The organism is uncultured Mucilaginibacter sp., from assembly GCF_903913935.1.
Taxonomy (GTDB): domain Bacteria; phylum Bacteroidota; class Bacteroidia; order Sphingobacteriales; family Sphingobacteriaceae; genus Mucilaginibacter.
The window spans coordinates 1-21,635 of sequence record NZ_CAIWNH010000329.1 but is presented as its reverse complement, the minus strand read 5'-3'; the positions used below and the strand labels follow the sequence as shown (position 1 = coordinate 21,635).

Here is a 21,635-nt window from a genome sequence, read left to right as displayed (position 1 = left end):
TTCTTTCCAGGCTGTTTATTTCCATCGTCTTAAGAGATGAAAATTTGGAAAAAACAATTGCCTGTATCGAAAAGGCAGCCTACACAGGCGAAATTGGGGATGGTATGATCTTTACCTATAACATTGAGGAATCTATCCGGATCAGAACGGGCGAAAGAGGCAAGGCCTCAACGACAGGTCCCAGCGATGAGAATAAATAATTTTAAAAACAATCAATCAATTGACATGAACAAAAAAATACTCATATATGTATTGTTACCATTACTGATTTTTTCATTCAGTAACACATTTGCCCAAACTTCAAGAAAACCTGATCCGTCCGGCGTCAACACGGGCAGTTCCTCCGATCTTGATACTGCGGCGTTCAAAGTGGTGGATACGTTGGCGAAAAAGAAAGATACCACAGTAGCTGCGCTAAACAGTTCCGTTAAAAAACTCGCTTCTACCGTTTCAAATGTAGCCAATGCTGATGGCAAAAATAAAGTGGCCATTAACCTGGTTTGGCTGCTGATTACTGGGTTCCTGGTGTTTTTCATGCAAGCCGGTTTCGCGCTGGTGGAAACAGGATTAACCAGGGCCAAAAACGTTGCACATACCATGGCCATGAACCTGTTTGTATACCCGGCGGGCGTCCTTGGGTTTTTTGTTTGTGGATTTGCCCTGATGTTTGGCGGTGTAGGCGCCCTGGGAACGCTTGGCGGATTCGACGGCTTAAATCAGGAATTTACCATTAACATCCTGGGCCATACGTTTGGCTTGTTCGGAACGAAAGGGTTTTTTATGAACGGGGTATACGACGTCGGTGTTTTGGGATTTTTCGTCTTCCAGGCAGTGTTTATGGACGCTACTGCTACCATCCCTACGGGCGCAATGGCTGAAAGATGGAAATTTGCATCATTTGCAATTTCGGGTGCATTGATCGGGGGACTCATCTATCCATTATATGGAAATTGGGTTTGGGGCGGCGGTTGGTTGTCGCAACTTGGCGTCAATTTTGGTTTAGGCCACGGGCATCTGGATTTTGCCGGATCTTCGGTGGTCCACTTGTCTGGTGGTGTGCTGGCATTTGTGGGTGCAAGAATGATTGGTCCGCGTTTAGGCAAATACAACAAAGATAAATCGGCAAACGCGATCCCGGGGCACAATATCCCGATGGCAGTTTTAGGAACACTGGTATTAGCTTTCGGCTGGTTCGGATTTAATGCCGGTTCGACATTTGCAGGAACAGATTTCAGATTTGCTGTGGTAGCTTTCAACACAATGATCGCGTCATGCGGCGGTATATTGGCTTCTACCTTATGGATCTGGTATGTAAGAGGGAACAAACCTGATGTAAGTATGATGTGCAATGGCTTGCTTGCCGGGCTGGTGGCAATTACCGCACCTTGTGCGTATGTGACACCAATAGGAGGATTGATCATTGGTTTAGTTTCCGGTGTCTTAGTTGTAGAAGTTACGCTGTTTATGGAGAAAAAATTAAGGATCGACGATCCTGTGGGTGCTGTAGCTGTTCACGGCGCTAACGGCGTATGGGGCGTGCTGGCCTTAGGCTTGTTTGCTGACGGTAACTACGGCGACGGTATAAATGGTGTAAAGGGAACTGTAACAGGCCTGTTTTACGGTGGCGGATGGGGTCAATTTATTGCAGAAGCCATTGGTGCCGCAACCAATATTGTATTTATAGGTGCCGCAGGTTGGTTAATGTTTAAATTACTGGATAAACTGGTTGGAAATAGGGTTAAGCCGGAAGTAGAAATGTACGGTTTGGATTTGCCCGAAATGGGGATAGATGGCTATTCAGGCATCCGGATGGATAAAAATGCCGAGACGCCGTTGTCGAGATAGTAAGTACAATTTTGCCAGTGGTATTTTCCATGGTATAGATTAAAAGATGCCGCCTCTTATGGAAAATAGGGGGCGGCCTTTTTTATCACCAGATGGGATGTTATCAATCAACCCATTTATTATTTTATTTTTTGGATAGCTTGCAGGTATTTAAAGAAGTTTCGCAGATGTGATGTTGAAATTATTTCAATTCGTACATTTTTTTATTACATCGCAGGCATTGCTGTCTTTGTACAGGGAGCCAAAAAAGAATATTCTCATAAAGAAGCCCCGCTTTATTTTTTGCAAATGTTGTCTTTCGGCTTTACCACAGGGGCATGTGGTGTGATTTTTAAGGGCTTCTTTCACGTTAATAGCTATCAATATATCGGCTTAAAAATAATGTCGTTATTCAAAGCTATAAAGGAATTCTGAAGCAATATTGATTTGTGATCTTTTTGCAATTTCAGCTGCAAAAACAGTACGATGATAAATCCTGGTTGCTTTTTAACTTCAAAAATAACCAATTATAAAAAAAACTATTGGCTTTCATAAAGATCAGTCGAATTAAATCAGCAATATAAAAATCAGTTCCACCTGTTATAAGTCATAATAAGTTTAGAAATACTACACAAATTAGCACCTTACCGGCCTGTTTTGCCTGGCATTTTAAACTTGCGATTGTGATTGTGATTTTCAACTTTTTAATAAAATAAATTCATTTTAACTTTTATCATTTAATATGCCTTAATATTAGGATTAGCTGTTATATTTAAAATTCCTATTATAACCAAAAGTTTATCCTGCCTTGATGGGTTTTATTTATGTATAGTAAACCAATGTTTTTGGCCCTGTTTATTGTTCTTTTGTTCATCGGCCCTGCTAATGCACAAACTGCAGCATTAGATACGCCAGTGTACAGCAATGCTGCTATGCGTGTGATTGATCAATACAAAGCTGCCCTAAGCGATGAATTGGAAATATTTAACGGCCCGATTTATCGTTTATGGCCGCAAGCCTATCGGGGATCGGCTTATTTTGATGAAAAAACGCATTGCACCCCTAGTCTGGTACGTTACAACGGCACCTGGTATAAAGATATTCCTGTTATTTACGACATTTATACTGACGTAATGGTTGCTGCAGCAAAAGACAGTTTGTTTGTACTGCAGGCCGAAAAAATAACAGATGTATGGTTATTGGATCATCATTTCCTTTATATCAATTCAAAGAGCAGTGCTAATCTGAAACCTGGCTTTTACGACCAGCTATATGATGGCAAGTCCCGGGTGTTGGTTAAAAGGGTCAGGACGATAGAAAATAATATCACCCAACAAACGGTAAGTACAATTTATGAAAACAAAGAGGTCATCTATATAAAAAAAGGAAACAACTACTACCCGGTTAACAGTAAGGGTTCAGTTTTGGAGGTCTTTAAAGAAAAAAAGAAAGCTCTTGGCCAATATTTGAATGAAAACAAAATTAAGTACAACAGTGACAAGGAAGGATCGATTGTCAAATTAGCGGTTTACTATGATCAGATAAACAATTAGTATGAAGAAAATTTACCTCGCTTTTTGCCTCCTGGTCAGCATCACTTCTGGTCTTTATGCACAACAAGCTGTCGGCAGATTAATTGACGTTGATTTTAAGCAGGCCGGAATTAAGAATATAGTAACCGTATTAAAAACTAAAACCGGCTTTAATTTTTATTATGATCCCGCTCAATTCGACAGCCTGAAAGTCACGATCATAATCACGCAAAAAACATTAAGCAAGGTTCTGGACGAGGTGTTTGAAGGTTCAAGGTGTCACTATGTCATTACAGAAGACCAGGACGTTATACTAACAAGGAACTGGCAAATAAACACTGATCTTGCAGCGGGATTCTTTAGCGGAAAAAAGGAGCCATCGAACGCTGGAACATCAATCAGCGATTTGTCCCTTACAACAGAGCAACAAAAAGTGATCGAGTCGACTTCTGAAAATAAGCTGTACACTATAGGTAGTTTATCTAATGCCAACAAAACCGGAAATGTATCACTTGCTGGCTACATCCGTAATATTAACTCGGGGGAAGCTATATCCGGGGCGAGCGTTTACGAACCTGTTACGCACATTGGGATTGCTACCAACCAGTTTGGGTATTATTCAATCAGCTTACCGCGTGGACAGCATAATTTGATCATTAAAGCTGCGGCAATGAAAGATACGCACCGAAAGATTGCCTTGTATATGAATGGTGAATTTAACGTTGAGATGCAGGAACAAATTATTTCACTTAAAGAAGTTAAGATATCCGTTGATAAGGTAGCCAACGTGCGAAGTGTGGAAATGGGTGTATCAAAGCTTGATATCAAAAGCATTAAACAGTTTCCGACAGTTTTTGGTGAGGCCGATGTTTTGCGCGTAGTTTTAACGCTTCCTGGCGTCCAAACCGTAGGCGAAGCAAGCACAGGGTTTAATGTACGTGGAGGCTCAGCTGATCAAAATCTTATTTTGTTAAATGGTTCGACGATCTATAACCCCTCCCACTTTTTCGGATTTTTTTCGGCCTTTGACCCTGATATCATCCAGGATGTAGAGCTCTATAAAAGCATCATACCCGAAAAATTTGGCGGGAGGTTATCATCCGTTTTGGATATTAGTGAACGGGAAGGGAACAACAAGAAATTTACCGGTACTGCGGGAATAGGTTTATTAACCAGCAGGTTTAACATTGAAGGACCGCTCGCTAAAAACAAAACATCTTTTATATTAGGGGCACGAACCACTTATGCAGATTGGCTCCTGAAAACCTTGCCCAGCGCATACAAAAACAGTAGTGCTTCATTTTACGACATCAATTTAAATATAAGCCATCATATTAATGACAATAATTCGCTGTTCCTCTCCACTTACATGAGCAGCGACGGATTTAAACTAAATAGCGATACCTCGTATAAATATGGTAACCGCAATATGTCGTTAAAATGGAAGCATAATTTCAGTAATAAGCTTTTTAGTGTGATCATGGGTGGATATGATAAGTATCAATACAGCATATCCAGCAACGTTAACCCTGTTGATGCCTACCAATTCAATTTTGACATCAACCAAATCAATTTCAAAACAGATTTAACTTATTACATAAATTCAAAAAACACAATTTCATTTGGTGTTAATTCCATTCGCTACAAAATTGATCCGGGCAGTAACCAGCCATTCAGCGCTAAATCGCAGGTTACGCCTGATGTTGTTCCTGCGGAGCAAGCTTTAGAGAGCGCTTTGTATCTGGGTGATAAGTATGCCATTACCACCGCGCTGTCCGTTAGTGCAGGCATACGATATGCTATGTACAATTACCTCGGACCACAAACCGTCAATCATTACGTGCCGGGGCTGCCCAGAACCCTGAGCGATATTGCCGATAGTGTGAAATACGGCAGTGGTAGCGTTATAAATACGTACCACGGGCCGGAAATAAGGGCGTCGGTACGTTATCTCATCAGCAGTGATTTTTCGGTAAAGGCCGCTTTTAATACTTTGCGGCAATACATCCATTTATTATCCAATACGACGGCCATTTCGCCAATGGATATCTGGAAATTGAGTGATCCCAATATAAAGCCACAATTTGGCAACCAGATATCAATGGGAATTTATAAAAACTTTGGTTCAAACACCATCGAGACTTCCGTAGAGGCCTATTACAAACACCTGGAAAATTACCTCGACTATCGCAGCGGCGCTGTACTGGTACTGAATAAGCATATAGAAACCGATGCAGTTTCTACCCAGGGCAAGGCCTATGGCATTGAATTTTTAATAAAAAAAGCTACCGGCCAGCTCAACGGCTGGGTAAGTTATACTTACTCTCGTATCTTTTTAAAACAGAATGATCCCGGTGGTGGTATCCCAATCAATAATGGTGAATATTACCCTGCTAACTATGATAAGCCCAACAACTTTAATTTTGTCGGAAATTATCGCTTTTCACACCGTTATAGTGTGTCATTTAACTCGGTTTACAGTACCGGCCGGCCCATCACTTATCCAATTGGCGAATATTACTACGGCGGATCGGAAAGGGTGCTCTATTCAAAAAGGAATCAATACCGCATACCCGACTATTTCAGAACTGACCTTTCTGTTAACATCGATGGTAATCACAAAGTTCACCAGTTCTTCCACAGTTCATGGACGATTGGCGTTTACAACTTAACCGGACGCAACAATGCCTATTCAACCTTCTTTACTGAACAGGGCGGTGGCATACAGGGATATAAGCTGTCTGTTTTTGCTAACCCAATACCGTTTGTTAATTATAACATAAGATTCTGATGTCGAGAAAAAATAGCTATCAACTGGTAAAAACATTCTGTGCACTCTTCTGCTTCGTCGCGTGCATGAAAATTACCTCTGTTCAGGCCCAGGTATTGTCTGATTTGCAAAACAGTTTCAGCAATTATCAAAAAAGCAATTTGAAGGAAAGTATCTATCTCCATATCAATAAAAGCACGTATTTAACCGGCGAGATCATATGGTTTAAGGTCTATTGCGTAGAGGGTGGCGCCCATACACTGCTCAATTTAAGTAAAGTGGTTTATGTGGAGATATTGGATAATAACCATGCCGCGGTGGTGCAAACAAAGATCAGACTAAACAATGGCACCGGGAACGGGTCCATCTATTTGCCCTTTTCCATAAATAGTGGTAATTATCAAATTCAGGCGTATACTAACTGGATGAAAAACTTTAGTGCCGAATATTTTTTCATGAACGGGATCACTATTGTCAATCCGCTGAAAGCACCTGTAATGTCTTCCAAACCAACAGCGACGGCTTACGATGTGCAGTTCTTTCCTGAAGGCGGCCATCTGGTACAACAACTCAAAAGCAAAGTAGCTTTTAAAATCACCGGCACAGACGGCAAAGGGCAACCCGGCACCGGCGCGGTTATTGACCAGAAAAATGACACCGTAGTTCGCTTCAGCGCGTTAAAATTTGGTATTGGTAGTTTCAATTTTAAACCATTGCCTCATAACGTTTACCGGGCAGTCATTAAGCTAAATCAAACAGTGATGGTAAAAGAGTTGCCCGCTATCAGCGAGTCTGGTTATGTAATGCAGGCAACCGCCGAAAGCGGAAACTGGAATGTGCGAATTTGCAATAGTGATAGTAGCTCAGCGGCAGGTATTTACCTGATCGTTCATAGCAATCAAACGATAGCACTGGCCGAAGCTGTAAAATTGGTAAATGGAGCAGCAACTTTCAGTATTGATAACAACAAATTGGAGGAAGGAGTAAATCATATTACTTTATTTGACGACCATCAAAGAGCGCTTTGTGAGCGACTTGTCTTTAAACGCCCTGAAGGGAAATTGATGATCAATGCCCATACTGATGCCCAAACTTTTAGCCTTCGCAAAAACGTGAAGCTTACTATATCTGCTGAAGATCAAAACCGTGATAGTCTCCCAGCGAATTTATCTGTATCGGTATATAAAGCAGATGCTTTACAAATTGAAGATGTTCATCACATCTCAGCTTATCTCTGGTTACAGGCAAATCTGAAGGGCCGCGTTGAGTCGCCGGATTTTTACTTTGACGATAGCAATAAGGACAGCGGTCCGGCGCTTGATAACTTAATGCTGTCGCAGGGCTGGACGGAGTTTAATTGGAACAAAATTTTAGCCAACAGGGCGCCGGATATAAAGTTCTTGCCGGAATATGAAGGCCATATCATTACTGGTCGCATTACCCGCACAACGGACAATACAAATGCTGGTCAAATAACCGCTTATCTCAGTATCCCTGGAACACCTAATCAATTGTTTATTGCCAAAAGTGATTCAACGGGAAATTTGCTGTTTAATACGCAAAACTTTTTTGGTCCCAACGAAATTATCATACAAACCAATTCCATGCAGGACAGTACCTATCATATCGAAGTGTCCAGCCCTTTTAGTGAGCAGCACTCAACTATGCCAATGCCGATATTGGCGTTAAGTCCGGATGTGAAAAAGGTAATTTTAGATAATAGCTTAAATATGCAGGTGCAAAATACTTTCGCTGCCAACCAGCTAAAGCAATTTTACAGTCCACAGGCGGATAGCATGTCATTTTATGGAACTCCAACTAAACGGTACAAATTAGATGATTATACCCGGTTCACCACTATGGAAGAGGTGCTACGTGAATATGTAACTTCAATTGCTATAGTAAAACACCATGGAAAGTTCGGTATACGGATGTTTGACGTTGACAAGCGGCTATCCGGCGAGCCGATGATTTTACTTGATTGCGTTCCGGTATTTGATGCAGATAAGATCTTTAAATTGGATCCTTTGAAAGTAAGGCAACTTGACGTTATCGCCAGGAACTATCTTTACGGTATCGCCTCGTTGAACGGCATTATGAGTTTTACGACTTATAAAGGCGATGGGATCAATTTTGAGATTGATCCACATGCAGTGGTGCTGGATTATGAAGGGTTGCAGCTGGAACGAAAATTCTATTCGCCGGTTTATGATTCAGAAGAAGTAATAAACAGCCCCAAGCCTGATTTCAGAAGTGCTTTATATTGGAACCCGGATGTCATTACTGGGCATGACGGAAAGGCGACCCTGGCTTTTTATACCAGTGATAAACCCGGTACGTATATTGGTATAATTGAAGGCATTACTGCCAGTGGAAAAACCGGCAGTCAGCAATTTTATTTCGAAGTCAAAAAGTAGTTATGGGCTATTTCCAAAAAGCTGGCATGGTGGTGGTACCCCTCACAGTGCAATCCGCACAAAGTATCGTTGAATAAGTGTAAGCAGTAGGTGACCCGTTAATATTAGGCGGTTTTAGATACAGACCAAGTACAGGTACATACGGAGAACTTGCAGGTATAAGATCTGCAATAGGTAATGTACCCGAATGAGGAGGGTTTTGAAAGGCCGTATCAATTTCACAAACTGTTGGATACACCGGGCTATAACCCGATAGAAGCTGATCGGCAGAAATAAATATGCGTTGATAGGACGGATTTCCAACGCTTAAATATCCGATAACCAACTCATTTGGATTAGAAACACAATGGTAGTTAGTTTGTGATTCTGATGGTAATACGTCAAATATGCTTCCCAATTTTTCGGTGTTTTTTTGCATATTATCCCAAAAGCTATACGCGTCGCTAGTTAAGGCATATTGCTTTACCAGAATACTGTACCTGGTTTCCAGTTTCTCTGAGGTGGGTGGAACTACGGTGATCAATGAATGGTAGATAACGTCTGAATTCAATTTCGTTGTAGATGCGATAAGGATATTACTGGACTGTACGCTACCAAAGCAATAATATACCTGCTGACTAACCAGCCTGGCGCTGAGCGCGTTTAGGCCATCGCTATAGTAAGTAGAAACATATGCCGAATGAAATTGCCAGTCTTCGCGATACTCCCACCGATAATATTTTGTCGCATTGTTCGCATCGTGTGTGTTTACATAAATTTCCAATCCTATAGTTTTAGCCGCAAAACCAACACTATCAATTGGAGGCGCATTTTTGACCGGGATAAAATCAGATACATACTCTTTATTATCTGATGTTTTTATTCTAAGCCGATACTTATGTGAATTATCCAAACCTAAAGGTGCGGCCGCATAGGTTCCCGTAGTAATCTCCCGCAGCACAAAAGTATTGCTGCCGTCGCTTTCTACGCTGACCTGGGCATTTGCTTCTGGAAAAACTGTTCTGAGAGTGTCAATTTTTTTAGTACGGCTGAGTTTGATAATCGTTGAGTCATTGCCGGCGTTGATCACCCCCTCAATAACCAGGTAGCGGCTGTTATCTGATATTAAAACCGGTGGAGTAAATTGTTTTTTGCACGCTAATACAGTCATCGCCACGACGAGCGTGGTAATCCATTTGCTAAATGAATATAAAAATAAATTTTTATCAGAAATAACTGCAAGCATATAATTGTTAATGGTAAATCTAGTTAAAATCTTATCAGTTTAAAATTATTTTCAATGCGATAATTCATTTATCAACAGGCAGCATATAGCCTTTACTGACCGAACCACGCCTAATTCCCAAAGACATGTTTGTTAATTTTAACGCTGGTCGTGCAATCAACGCATAGATTGTAGAATAAGTTAGTGCATTAAGTAATCCTATAAAGTCGGGGATGGGGCAAGGCATGGTAACAGGTTCATGAAGTGATTTGGCCGGTATTAAAATGGCGCCAGGCTTTTTAGCTAATGATCACCGCAGACTTTTTTGCTGCGCGTAACCGGTGACGCCTCATAAAAACAGGCCAATAAGAAAAAGTATAATTCTTTTCATCAAGCGTACAAACGATCAATTTAAAAGCTTTTTCAGGTTGATCAGCACAGCTGCTTTCTCAAACACATTAGAACGTTTAATAACGATGTTTGATAGATGGTTTAGTCATCTCTTTTCCGGGTACTTTAGGTCTTTCAACCTGATGTTATCGGATAGCCCGGGTTTAATAAATCACGACCTCATCAGCAAACAAAAAACCATTTTTTTCGTTTTTACCGGTCACCCTGATATACCGGACGGTATTTCCGCTGAGATCGAATACAAATGTTTTAAACTGTAGCGTGGCCTCCGAATAGGGCACATCATTGTCAATTTTTTGGATCGTATGGAATATTTTTCCATCGTCAGATCCTGCGACAGTTACCTGCGACGGCATAAAAACGCCCGGACCGGTTATTTGCATAAAACGGACCTTTAATTGTGAAAGCGATTGAACGGTATCCAGGTCAACCGTCACATCAAAATCCCCGGTAAAACCCTGCCATTGCCCGTCGCTGTAAGTAAGGCCGCCTGTTTGCCCGTTTACCAGGCTTAGCTCTTTTTGGGCAGGGTAGCTGTCATTCCAGGGGGCATTATAAATCACTTTTTTGCCAATTGCTTTATGGACATCAACTTGCAGTGCCGCGGTTTTTCCAATGGGTACATCATCTTTAAAAAGGGTGGCTTTAACCATGGTGCTGGCTGATAAGGGAATGGGCCCCCGGTATACCGGAGCATTTGCAGTAGGAGTACTGCCATCAATAGTATAATGAATGGTGGGTGCAAATTGTTCGGAGCTGATGGCAACCATTGCCGATTTTTGAGCGATATCAAAGTTCGATAATAGACTTAAGGCCGTCGAAGGTGGGTAATAATTCACATTCAAACGCTGCAGGAGCAGGTAGTGGTTTTGCAGGCGCCGTTGAAAGTCATCCCAGTTTCTTTGTTTATCTGCGGTCCAGGCCAGCTCTGCCAGCGCAAGTACTCTGGGAAAAACCATGTATTCCACCTGGTTTGAAGTCGGCATATATTCCGTCCATACGTTGGCTTGTACGCCAAGGATATGGGATTGCTGAGCCGCCTGAATTGCCGGCGGAACAGGCTGGTAGGCGTAAACCTTCTCTATCGGAAGATACCCGCCGATCGCCTCCGGCTGAGTTGCCGGATCGGCTTGATAAGCATCGAAATATAGGGAGGCACCTGGCGTCATGATCACATCATGCCCGGCATTTGCGGCAGCAATACCGCCTTTCTCGCCCCTCCAGCTCATGACCGTAGCCCCCGGCGCCAGTCCCCCTTCCATGATCTCGTCCCAGCCGATCAGCTTTCTGCCTTTGGTTTTTAAATAAGCCGCTATCCGGTTGATCGCATAACTTTGCAAGCCGTTTTCATCTTTTAAATGGAGGTCCCGGATGAGTTTCTGGCATTTTGGACAAGTTTTCCAGGCAGTTTGATCGGCTTCATCCCCCCCAATATGGATGTATGGAGAGGGGAAGATGGCCATCACTTCGTCAAGTACATTTTGAAAAAAAGTAAAGGTGTCCTCATTGCCTATGCAAAATTCGGCATTTTTATAAGGTAAGCCATAGCAGGATAAATTGGGGTAGGCGGCCAGTACCTCTTCGGAATGCGCCGGCATTTCAATTTCAGGGATCACCGTAATGCCTCTTTTAGCCGCATAGCTGACCAGGTCCCGGGCCTGGTCGGCAGTATAAAATCCTCCCGAAGCTTCAGGGCTGCCCATTTCTGCATATTTACGGCCGTTATTCCACCAGTATTTCCAATTGGCCTGGGTGCGCCAGGCCGCTTTCTCTGTTAATTCAGGGTATTTTTTGATTTCCAGGCGCCAGCCGGGGCCATCGGTGAGGTGCCAGTGAAAGGTATTCAGTTTATACAGCGACATCAGGTCGATATATTTTTTTAAGAACCCGATAGGCATAAAATGACGGGAAACGTCGAGCATCAATCCCCTGTATCCGAAAGCAGGCCGATCTTCAATGAAAACAGCAGGTACCTGCCGTCCGTTTTTCCGGGTATAGGCAATTTGCCGCAGGGTGGCTATACCGTTGAGGATGCCCGCTTCCCCATGGGCCCTGATGATGATGATGCCTGGCTGCACTTCCAGGCGGTAGGCATTCAGTGCTAAATTGTCTTTTTCGCTGGCCTGTAGCAACAGGATCCCCTTTTTCGGCAGCGGTGCTCCGTGAATAAGCGGTTGGATTTTTTTGCAATGGATATACGGATGTTCAAACAGTAAACCCGCAACCCCTGTAAATGCCTTGCTGCAAAATACAGGAGTTTCCCCGGCAAAGGTATAATATCCTGTTCGGGCTATTTGGATGGACGGTTTTGGTATAATGGAACAGGAATCCTGGGCTAAAGTAAGGCCCGGAAAAAAATAAAACAATAAAGCCGCGGCAAGGGAAATAGCCTGTTTGGTGCTTTTCATTCAATGCAATTTATATCAACTAAAGGTACAATTTTCAGCTGCTTAAGCCAGACATTTTAATGCTGTCAAATGGATTTGTTCTTACCGGGGCTATCGGTTCTGCCAGTCTTAAAAAACTGCATTGAACGTTACTGCTTTACGGTTTGTCTAAATGCATCAGGCGCCTTTTATTTTTAGGCTGTCCGTTTTATACCAGTTCTTCAGGGCCCTGATCATTCGTTGTTTACTGGTTGTATTAAGGCCGGGGTTTGTTTTCAAAAATTGCGCCTTAGGGCCGCAGCGGTTTGTGTATTACAAGCGGGCGTCCAGCCGGGCGGCATGAGCAAATACAGCAAGCTATCAAGGGTGTTGCCCGCTTTCCTGATGTCCCGGTACGATAAAATGATCTCACCGAAATAAAGATCCCAGAAATTGGTCACATCCAGTACCCTGGTCAGGCCGTAGTCAGCGCTTACTTCGTCTTTTGCGGCTGTATGGCCCCGAATGCCAAATGGTGATCACCGCAGCTAGGTTGGTGTCCACATACAACGGGTTTTTGGCATGGTGCGCCCGGTTATGGGCCGGTGTAATCAACAGGTATTGCAGGATGCCCAGCCGGCCGCTTTTTAAGGTGCGTTCACTGATATGGGTAAATACGTCCCAGGCGCTGCTGATCGGCATGATGGCCACAAACATCACCGGTTTAACGCCCAGCGGTGTTAAAATAAAGAATAGAATGATGATGGCTATTTTTCACAAAATGTATGGCAGGCCTGCATCGTCGTCGGGTGGATGTGATGAAGTTAGCTATTTTTGAAAATTAGTATTGACTTTCGCTGTTGGCATTCCCCGTTAAAAAGGCGGACTGCTGCAAACTGCCCCCAAAAAGTTAGACACTATTTGGAGGTTGTCTAAGCAGTACCGCCTTTTAAATTTAACATCAATCTGTGATTAAACCAGGTCAAAACGGTCGAGATTCATCACTTTGGTCCAGGCCGCTACAAAGTCATTTACAAATTGTGCCTGTGCATCTTCACATGCATATACTTCAGCAACAGCCCTCAATTCGGAATTGGAGCCGAAGACAAGGTCGGCACGGGTGCCGGTCCATTTTATTTCACCTGTTTTTCGGTCAGCGCCTGTAAATATTTTCCCGGCATCCGAGGTAGGTTTCCAGGTGGTGGCCAGGTCAATCAGGTTTACAAAAAAATCGTTGGTAAGTACGCCTGGGTGTTTGGTAAATACGCCGTGCTGAGAATGATCAAAGTTAGTATTCAGCACACGCATGCCGCCAACTAAAACGGTCAGCTCGGGTGCGGTCAGCGTTAACAATTGCGCCTTATCTATCAGCATTTCCTCTGGCAGTGCTGTTTGCCTGGCACTATAATAGTTGCGCAAACCATCTGCGGCCGGTTCAAGCACTGCGAATGACTCCACATCGGTTTGTTCCTGCAATGCATCGGTACGTCCCGGAGTGAAAGACACTTGCACCTCGTGTCCGGCATTCTTTGCAGCTAGTTCAACAGCGGCGCTACCACCTAAAACGATCAGGTCAGCCAGCGAAACTTGTTTACCACCGGGCTGGCTACCGTTGAACTCCGATTGAATACCTCCAAGCGTTTCCAACACTTTTGCTAATTCTGCAGGGTTGTTGACTTCCCAGTCCTTTTGGGGTGCCAGGCGGATGCGTGCGCCGTTTGCGCCACCGCGCTTATCAGAACCCCGGAACGTTGAAGCTGAAGCCCATGCAGTAGATACCAGCTGCGGTACCGAAAGCCCCGAAGCAAGTATCTTGCGCTTCAGCTCGGCAATATCCCCATCATTGATCAGTTCATGCGTAACGGATGGTATTGGGTCCTGCCAGATCAATTCCTCCGCAGGTACTTCCGGGCCGAGGTAACGGGCGCGCGGGCCCATATCGCGATGGGTCAGTTTGAACCAGGCACGGGCGAAAGCATCTGCAAAATGATCCGGGTTTTCATGAAAGTATCTCGAGATCTTTTCATAGGCAGGGTCAACACGCAGGGCGATATCGGTGGTAAGCATCGTTGGTGCATGGCGTTTCGACGGATCATGTGCATCAGGCACCGTATCAGCGCCAGCGCCGTCCTTTGGCTTCCATTGATGTGCACCCGCCGGGCTTTTTGCCAGCTCCCATTCGTAACCGAACAGATTTTCAAAATAATTATTGCTCCATTTTGCCGGAGTGGTGGTCCATGCGCCTTCCAGGCCGCTGGTAATGGTATCGTCCGCGTTTCCTGTGCCGAAGGAGTTTTTCCAGCCAAGGCCCTGTTCTTCCATCGTAGCAGCAGCGGGCTCTTTGCCTACATATTTGCCGGGGTCGGCCGCGCCATGGGTCTTGCCAAAGGTATGGCCGCCAGCTATCAGCGCTACGGTTTCTTCATCATTCATGGCCATACGGCCAAAGGTTTCGCGGATATCGCGTGCAGAAGCAGCCGGGTCGGGGTTTCCGTTAGGACCTTCGGGGTTTACATAGATCAACCCCATCTGCACAGCTGCAAGGGGGTTCTCCAGATCGCGATCACCGGCATAGCGGTTATCTCCCAGCCATGTACTTTCAGCGCCCCAATAAATATCTTCTAAGGGTTCCCAAACGTCCGCACGTCCGCCGGCAAAGCCAAAGGTCTTTAAACCCATCGACTCCAATGCGCAGTTGCCGGTGAGGATCATCAGGTCGGCCCAGGAGAGTTTTTTGCCATATTTCTTTTTGATCGGCCACAACAGCAAACGTGCCTTATCCAGGTTTGCATTATCGGGCCAGCTGTTCAGCGGTGCAAAACGCTGGGTACCGAAGCCAGCACCGCCGCGACCGTCAGAGATGCGGTATGTACCCGCACTGTGCCAGGCCATCCGGATAAAGAAGGGTCCGTAATGGCCATAATCAGCCGGCCACCAGTCCTGCGACGTGGTCATCAGGTCGAAGATGTCTTTTTTCACCGCACCCAGGTCAAGGCTCTTAAACTCCTCAGCATAGTTAAATGCCTCTCCCATCGGGTTTGACAGCGATGAGTTTTGACGGAGTATGTTTATTTTTAATTGGTTAGGCCACCAGTCGCGGTTCCTGGTGCCGCTGCCTGCGCTTTGTTTGAGCGCGCCACCAAGAAACGGGCACTTTGCCCCATCATTAGGAGTAGGGCCTTCAGAGATCATATTTGCCATAATTCAGTAGGTTGTTTTTGAGGATCTAATTTATGATATTATTAACGAAGATTTAGGTATCTAATTTGTCATAATTTCCAAAAAAAGAAATAGCGCCCCTCTTTTTAATTCTAATGCAATTGTGCGAAAAGGCAAAAAGACAAATAATTGATTTCCTACAAATTTATTATTTTAAACAGTAATTTTTTAAGCAACTATTAATTGTGAGTTCCCGTAAAAAGGTGTATAATTTATATATCTATTCAATGGAACGTAAATATCTTTTTGGAATTGAGGATGGCGGCAGAACCGCAGGGATGGTGAGTTATTTCTTTGTGATAGGATGGTCTATCGGGTATTTCGGCTTTCATCAACCTAATAAAAACACTTTAAGCGCCTTTCATTTAAGGCAAACCTTATTTCTTTATCTTACTTACCTGGCTATTTGGTTTGGATTGACCCTGGTTTCGCATTCTTTGATGCAACCCTCCGGTATTTTCACTATTTATATGTTAAAAATAGTGATAACGCTGGTTTTCCTTTCCTTCTGGGTAATCGGCTTAAATGCCGCCAATAATGCCGAAGAAAAGCCAATTCCCATTTTCGGCAATTTAGCCCAAAGCGTTTTTGCCTTTATTTAATGCGCTGATCTTTTCAGCATTAGCATATCAACAGGCTTATAATTGACTCCTGAAATAGTTCAATTATAAGCCTGATTCTTTTTTCATTTATTTCGTTTAGCACAGCCCTTCTACTTAGCCCGCCCTGGCTTTCCGGCACATTCCGTGTGGTTGTTTTTTAATATAACTCTCAGTAAATCAAATATTTTACAAACTAAATCATAAAACATTTGTTCCTCATTTGATCCCTTTAGACAATTCCCTGTAAGGGTGAAAACTATGCCGCTAAGACCAAAATTTCTTTTATCGCTGGTGTTGCTCCTGGCCTGTTTTAGCAACCTTTTTGCCCAGGATAGTACACTAACGGGCACTAGCATAAATTGGGACCTGGCAAAATGCATCGACTATGCAAAAAAGAACAACCTCCAGATCAACACCTACCGTTTATCGCTGTCAACCAGTCAGCAGCAATATTTACTGGCAAAAGCGGCACGCCTGCCAAACTTAAGCGGCGGCGCAACGCAAAATTTCAGCCATCAAAATACCGGCAGTTATAATGCGGCGACTGGCATAGGCGGCGGCTCTGGACTTAGCGCTTCCGGGGCGTATAGCTTAAACTCCTCAGTAACGCTGTATAACGGTAACCTCATCAATAATACCATCCTGCAGGCCAACCTTTCGGTCGAATCAGCGAATCTGAACATCATACAGCAGGAAAACGACATTACCCTGCAAATTACGCAGGCATACCTGGCTGTTTTGCTGGATAAGGAAAATATTATTTATGATACCGACCTGGTGAATACCTCTGCCGCCCAGGTAAAAGTTGAACAGCAGAAGTACGATGTTGGCGCGGTAGCCCGTTATGCGCTGATCCAGCTGCAGGCGCAGCAATCAACCGATCAGTTCACCCTGATCACTGCAAGGAATACCGAAAAAGGCGACCTGCTTACACTGAAACAATTGCTGCTTTTATCCAGCGACGTAAGTTTTGACATCATTAAGCCCGATACGATTGTGCCGATTGATACCGTTACTGCGCTTAAAACTGTTGAGCAAACAGCCCTAAAAAACCGCCCGGAAGTAAAAAGCAGCGAGTTGGGTGTGAAAATTGCGCAATATGGCGTGGATATAGCAAAGGCCGGTTACAAGCCCTTTTTATCGGCAGGAGGTGCCCTTAATACCAGCTATAGTACCGGCCAGGGGAGTTTGCCCTACCAGTTGAATAACAACTTTAACCAGGAAATAGGGCTTACGCTTTCGGTACCTATTTTTACCAGGAGGGTGGTTAAAACCCAGGTGGAGGAAGCTAAAATAAACGTCGACCAGGCCGGCCTTAACTTAAAAAATACCCGGATCACCTTATCACAATCGGTTGAGCGCGCTTACCTGAATGTAACTAACGCCAAAAGCCAGTACGATGCTGCCCTGCAGCAATATAATTTCAACAGGGAGGGTTACCGCATCGCTACCGAACAACTAAAGGTGGGCGCCATTAACACCGTGGATTATTCGGTACAAAAAAACCTTTTTATACAGGCGCAGCAGGCCTTTATACAGGCAAAATATAACGAGCTACTTACCTTAAAGATCTACGATTTTTACAGGGGAATACCTATTAAACTTTAAAACGGGCTATCATGAAACCTATAGTAAAAAAAATCCTTGTCGTTGCGGTGGTATTGATAGCCATAGTGCTGGTATGGGTCTTGTTTTTTCGCAAAAAAGAAATTCCGGCAACAGTGGTAACACAAAAACCGGTTTATGGATATATCGCCCAAAGTGTTACCGCTACCGGCAAAATTGAACCGGTTGATACCGTGACAGTGGGTACCCAGGTATCAGGCATCATCAGTTCTTTATATGTCGATTTCAATTCGAAAGTAAAAAAAGGCGAACTTTTGGCGCAACTGGACAAATCGCTATTACAGGCTACGCTTGATCAGTATAAAGGTATTTTGCAGAATGCGCAAAGCCAGTTGTTATTTGCAAAAAATAATTACAACCGGCAAAACACCCTTTTTAAGGCAGATGCGATAAGCAAAGCTGATTTTGACGCCGCCCTGAACACTTTTGACGCAGCCAGAGCAGGCGTTGCCAGTGCGCAGGCGCAGGTACGGCTGGCGCAGAAAAATTTATCCTATGCTGATATTTATTCGCCGATTGACGGGGTGATCCTGAACCGGAGTATCAGTATCGGACAAACGGTGGCGGCAAGTTTCAGCACGCCTACCCTGTTCATCATCGCCAAAGATATCACCAAAATGGAAGTGCAGGCCAATGTAGATGAAGCGGATATAGGCGATGTAAAAGCCGGTGATCGCGCATCGTTTACCGTAGATGCTTTTATTAACGACCAGTTTGGCGGAAAGGTAACAGAAATACGCCTGCACCCTACGGTATCAGCAAATGTTGTTAACTATACCACCATTATCAACGCGCCGAATGATGATATGAAACTAAAACCGGGGATGACGGCCAATATCATCATCTATACAAAAGAAGTTAACAATGCCTTGCTCATCCCCTCAAAGGCGCTTGCTTTTGCCCCGGACTCTTCATTGATGGCGAACTACCAGATCGAAGGGCGCGTTAGCAAAAAAAGCAAACGCAAGGCAGCCGGCGCTGCCGGAACCAATACCGCCAGCCAGGTTTCGCATACCGCCAAAAGCCGGAGCGATACGTCAGGCGTAGTTAAACAAAAAGCATTGGTGTGGATATTGCAGGGAACCAAACTGGTACAAAAAAGAATAGAGATAGGCTTGAACGACAATACTTCAGTTGAAGTATTGTCCGGCATAACAGAAAACGATCTGGTGGCCGTCGGCATTGCGGGAGGGACAAAAGGTTCGGGAGCGGCATCGGTTGGCGGCAGCCCGTTCATGCCAAAACGACCTGCAGGGGGCGGCAGAACACGATGAGCAAAAAGATATTAGAAATAAAGGACCTGAAACGCGATTTCATAATGGGCAGCGAAACTGTACATGCCCTGCGGGGTATTACATTCGATGTGCAGGCCGGCGAATTTGTAACCATTATGGGCAGCAGCGGATCGGGCAAAACAACTTTATTGAATATTTTAGGCTGTTTGGATAAGCCTTCTATCGGCGATTATTTTTTGGATGGCGTGGATGTTAAAAGTCTATCGCGTGATGAACTGGCCCAGTTGCGCAATCATAAAATTGGTTTTGTTTTTCAATCATATAATCTGTTACCGCGTACTACCGCGCTTGAAAATGTGGAGCTTCCGCTACTGTACAACAAAGACATAAGTGCAGTGGAGCGCCGCGAAAGGGCCATGCATGCCCTGGAATCGGTAAAGCTTGCGGAAAGGATGGATCATGCCCCCAGCCAGCTATCAGGCGGACAGCAACAGCGTGTCGCCATAGCACGTGCATTGGTTAACGAGCCGGTAATGATACTTGCAGACGAAGCCACCGGCAACCTTGACAGCCGTACCTCCTACGAGATAATGGCGCTGATGCAGGAACTAAACGGGCACCAGGGTAAAACGATTGTATTTGTAACGCATGAACCCGATATAGCCTCGTTCAGCAGCCGCACCATACAGTTGCGCGATGGCCGGATACAAAAAGATTTTAAAATTGCAGATAAACGTTCGGCAGTAGAGGTGCTGAAAAATTTGCCGCATACAGATGACTATTAATTAGTGAATTAGTGAGGGAGTGCATTAGTGAATGGTTGCATTTATCGAACCTCCCCAATGACTCAATGACATAATGACCCAATGACCCCAATAGGATGAGTTTAATTAACCTGATACGGATTGCTTTAAAGGCGCTGCAGCGAAACAAGCTGAGAGCCTTGTTAACTATGCTCGGTATTATTATCGGGGTGGCTTCCGTTATTGCGATGGTAGCTATCGGGCAGGGGTCAAAACAAAGCATCCACGACCAATTGTCGAACATGGGGACCAATATGATCACCGTACAGGCAGCAAGCAATTTAAATGGCGGCGTAAAAATAGCAGGCAGCAGCTTCCAAACACTTACCATTAAAGACATTGTCGCACTAAGGGCTAACCCAACTTATATTACAGAAGTTTCTCCCTCAGTTTCGGCCAAAGGGCAGGCCATTAACGGCGCCCTTAACTGGCCTACCTCCATGGCCGGTGTAGCGCCCGAATACCTCGACATCCGTAAATTAACAGTGCGGGATGGGATCGCCTTTAGCAATAATGATGTATTAACGTCGGCCAAAGTCTGTTTAATAGGGCAAACGGTTATTGATAATCTTTTCCCTACCGGAGAAAACCCCATCGGCAAGGTGATCCGTTTTGGGAATATCCCATTCCAGATCATCGGTGTTTTAAGCCCAAAAGGTTTCAACGCATTCGGGCAGGACCAGGACGATATTTTAATTGCACCCTATACCTCGGTACAAAAGCGTATCCTGGCCACTATCTACTACCAAAATATTTATGCATCGGCAGCGGATGAATCGGTAACCGATTCGGCCGTTACAGAAATAACCAAAGTACTTCGTGCCTCTCATCGCTTAACTAATGCGGAAGACAATGATTTTAATGTCCGTACCCAACAGGAACTGATCGCTACGCTCAGCTCCACCAGCGGACTGCTTACCGTTTTATTAACCGTTATTGCTGGCATCTCTTTAGTGATCGGCGGCATCGGTATCATGAATATCATGTATGTATCGGTGACAGAGCGCACCCGCGAGATCGGCTTACGCATGTCCATCGGCGCCCGGGGGAAGGATATATTGCTGCAGTTTTTGATGGAAGCTATTTTGATCAGTTTAACCGGCGGGGTAATAGGTGTGCTGCTGGGCTTTCTGTCTACCTGGCTGGTAACCCTGTTACTCAAATGGCCAACCGTAGTTTCCAACTCCTCGGTATTGTTATCCTTTGTAGTATGCGCACTTACCGGCATTTTCTTTGGCTATTATCCTGCGCAAAAAGCTTCCAGGCTTGATCCGATCGAGGCTTTGAGGTATGAGTAGGGGAATTTCGGAAGTCGGAATTTCGATTTCGGATTTATTTGAATGCGGATTGCGGAATTTTTTGCTGATTTTACCGCCTGATATTTGTCCGAATATTTATTTGTCTGATTTTTTGCGGCGATGGCATTCGTTGTAGTTCCTACAAACGTGTAGAGGCTGTATCATAAGTAGAACAAAGACGGATTATACAAAATTATATTTTTCGCTATAAAAACTCTGTGCCTCTCTGCGCCTTCTTTGAGTACTCTGTGGTAAAATTTAACCACAGAGATCACGGAGACGAGAACGCAAAGATCGCAGAGGCAAATATTATTTGGTAACCTTTTGA

At 44.3% G+C, this 21,635-nt stretch carries 14 protein-coding genes; 10 read left to right on the top strand and 4 right to left on the bottom strand.

Annotated elements, in window-relative coordinates:
* The 5 genes from QZY09_RS13045 to QZY09_RS13025 all read left to right on the top strand — a co-directional run.
* The coding region (locus QZY09_RS13045) for a P-II family nitrogen regulator (RefSeq protein ID WP_295673030.1) at positions 1 to 200 on the top strand (200 nt) is incomplete at its 5' end.
* A 25-nt stretch (positions 201 to 225) separates the two neighbouring features.
* A complete protein-coding gene (locus QZY09_RS13040) occupies positions 226 to 1,845 on the top strand; it encodes an ammonium transporter (protein WP_295673028.1) in 1,620 nt (539 codons plus the stop codon).
* Between the two features lie 803 nt (positions 1,846 to 2,648).
* Positions 2,649 to 3,377 carry a hypothetical protein gene (locus tag QZY09_RS13035; RefSeq protein ID WP_295673027.1) on the top strand — a complete coding sequence of 243 codons (729 nt, stop codon included), beginning with the start codon at positions 2,649 to 2,651 and terminating at the stop codon, positions 3,375 to 3,377.
* A 1-nt stretch (position 3,378) separates the two neighbouring features.
* Entirely contained in the window at positions 3,379 to 6,147 is a 2,769-nt protein-coding gene (locus QZY09_RS13030) for a TonB-dependent receptor (RefSeq protein WP_295673026.1), read from the top strand.
* Complete coding sequence (locus tag QZY09_RS13025) at positions 6,147 to 8,543, top strand: hypothetical protein (protein ID WP_295673024.1); 2,397 nt, start codon at positions 6,147 to 6,149, stop codon at positions 8,541 to 8,543. Before QZY09_RS13030 ends, QZY09_RS13025 begins: the two co-directional genes overlap by 1 nt.
* A gap of 7 nt (positions 8,544 to 8,550) precedes the next feature.
* Here QZY09_RS13025 and QZY09_RS13020 read toward each other — a convergent pair whose 3' ends face one another.
* From QZY09_RS13020 to katG, 4 genes are all read right to left on the bottom strand, one after another.
* Positions 8,551 to 9,768 (bottom strand): DUF4249 domain-containing protein, encoded by a 1,218-nt coding sequence (locus tag QZY09_RS13020; RefSeq protein ID WP_295673023.1) that lies wholly within the window; start codon positions 9,766 to 9,768, stop codon positions 8,551 to 8,553.
* Between the two features lie 533 nt (positions 9,769 to 10,301).
* Positions 10,302 to 12,566 carry a family 20 glycosylhydrolase gene (locus QZY09_RS13015; protein ID WP_295673021.1) on the bottom strand — a complete coding sequence of 755 codons (2,265 nt, stop codon included), beginning with the start codon at positions 12,564 to 12,566 and terminating at the stop codon, positions 10,302 to 10,304.
* Between the two features lie 444 nt (positions 12,567 to 13,010).
* A complete protein-coding gene (locus QZY09_RS13010; protein WP_295673019.1) occupies positions 13,011 to 13,241 on the bottom strand; it encodes a hypothetical protein in 231 nt (76 codons plus the stop codon).
* 255 nt (positions 13,242 to 13,496) lie between these two features.
* Positions 13,497 to 15,716, bottom strand: coding sequence for a catalase/peroxidase HPI (gene katG, locus QZY09_RS13005; protein WP_295673031.1), 2,220 nt, complete (start codon positions 15,714 to 15,716; stop codon positions 13,497 to 13,499).
* A 254-nt stretch (positions 15,717 to 15,970) separates the two neighbouring features.
* Between katG and QZY09_RS13000 the strand changes: the two genes are divergently transcribed.
* From QZY09_RS13000 to QZY09_RS12980, 5 genes are all read left to right on the top strand, one after another.
* Positions 15,971 to 16,345: a hypothetical protein gene (locus tag QZY09_RS13000; protein ID WP_295673018.1), complete on the top strand. Its 375-nt coding sequence runs from the start codon at positions 15,971 to 15,973 to the stop codon at positions 16,343 to 16,345.
* Between the two features lie 258 nt (positions 16,346 to 16,603).
* Positions 16,604 to 17,953, top strand: coding sequence for a TolC family protein (locus QZY09_RS12995; protein WP_295673016.1), 1,350 nt, complete (start codon positions 16,604 to 16,606; stop codon positions 17,951 to 17,953).
* An 11-nt stretch (positions 17,954 to 17,964) separates the two neighbouring features.
* Positions 17,965 to 19,245, top strand: coding sequence for an efflux RND transporter periplasmic adaptor subunit (locus tag QZY09_RS12990; protein ID WP_295673014.1), 1,281 nt, complete (start codon positions 17,965 to 17,967; stop codon positions 19,243 to 19,245).
* Positions 19,242 to 19,991 (top strand): ABC transporter ATP-binding protein, encoded by a 750-nt coding sequence (locus tag QZY09_RS12985; protein WP_295673013.1) that lies wholly within the window; start codon positions 19,242 to 19,244, stop codon positions 19,989 to 19,991. The genes QZY09_RS12990 and QZY09_RS12985 overlap by 4 nt, the downstream gene beginning before the upstream one ends.
* A 95-nt stretch (positions 19,992 to 20,086) precedes the next feature.
* Positions 20,087 to 21,307 carry an ABC transporter permease gene (locus tag QZY09_RS12980; RefSeq protein ID WP_295673012.1) on the top strand — a complete coding sequence of 407 codons (1,221 nt, stop codon included), beginning with the start codon at positions 20,087 to 20,089 and terminating at the stop codon, positions 21,305 to 21,307.
* The last annotated feature ends 328 nt before the right edge of the window (positions 21,308 to 21,635 follow it).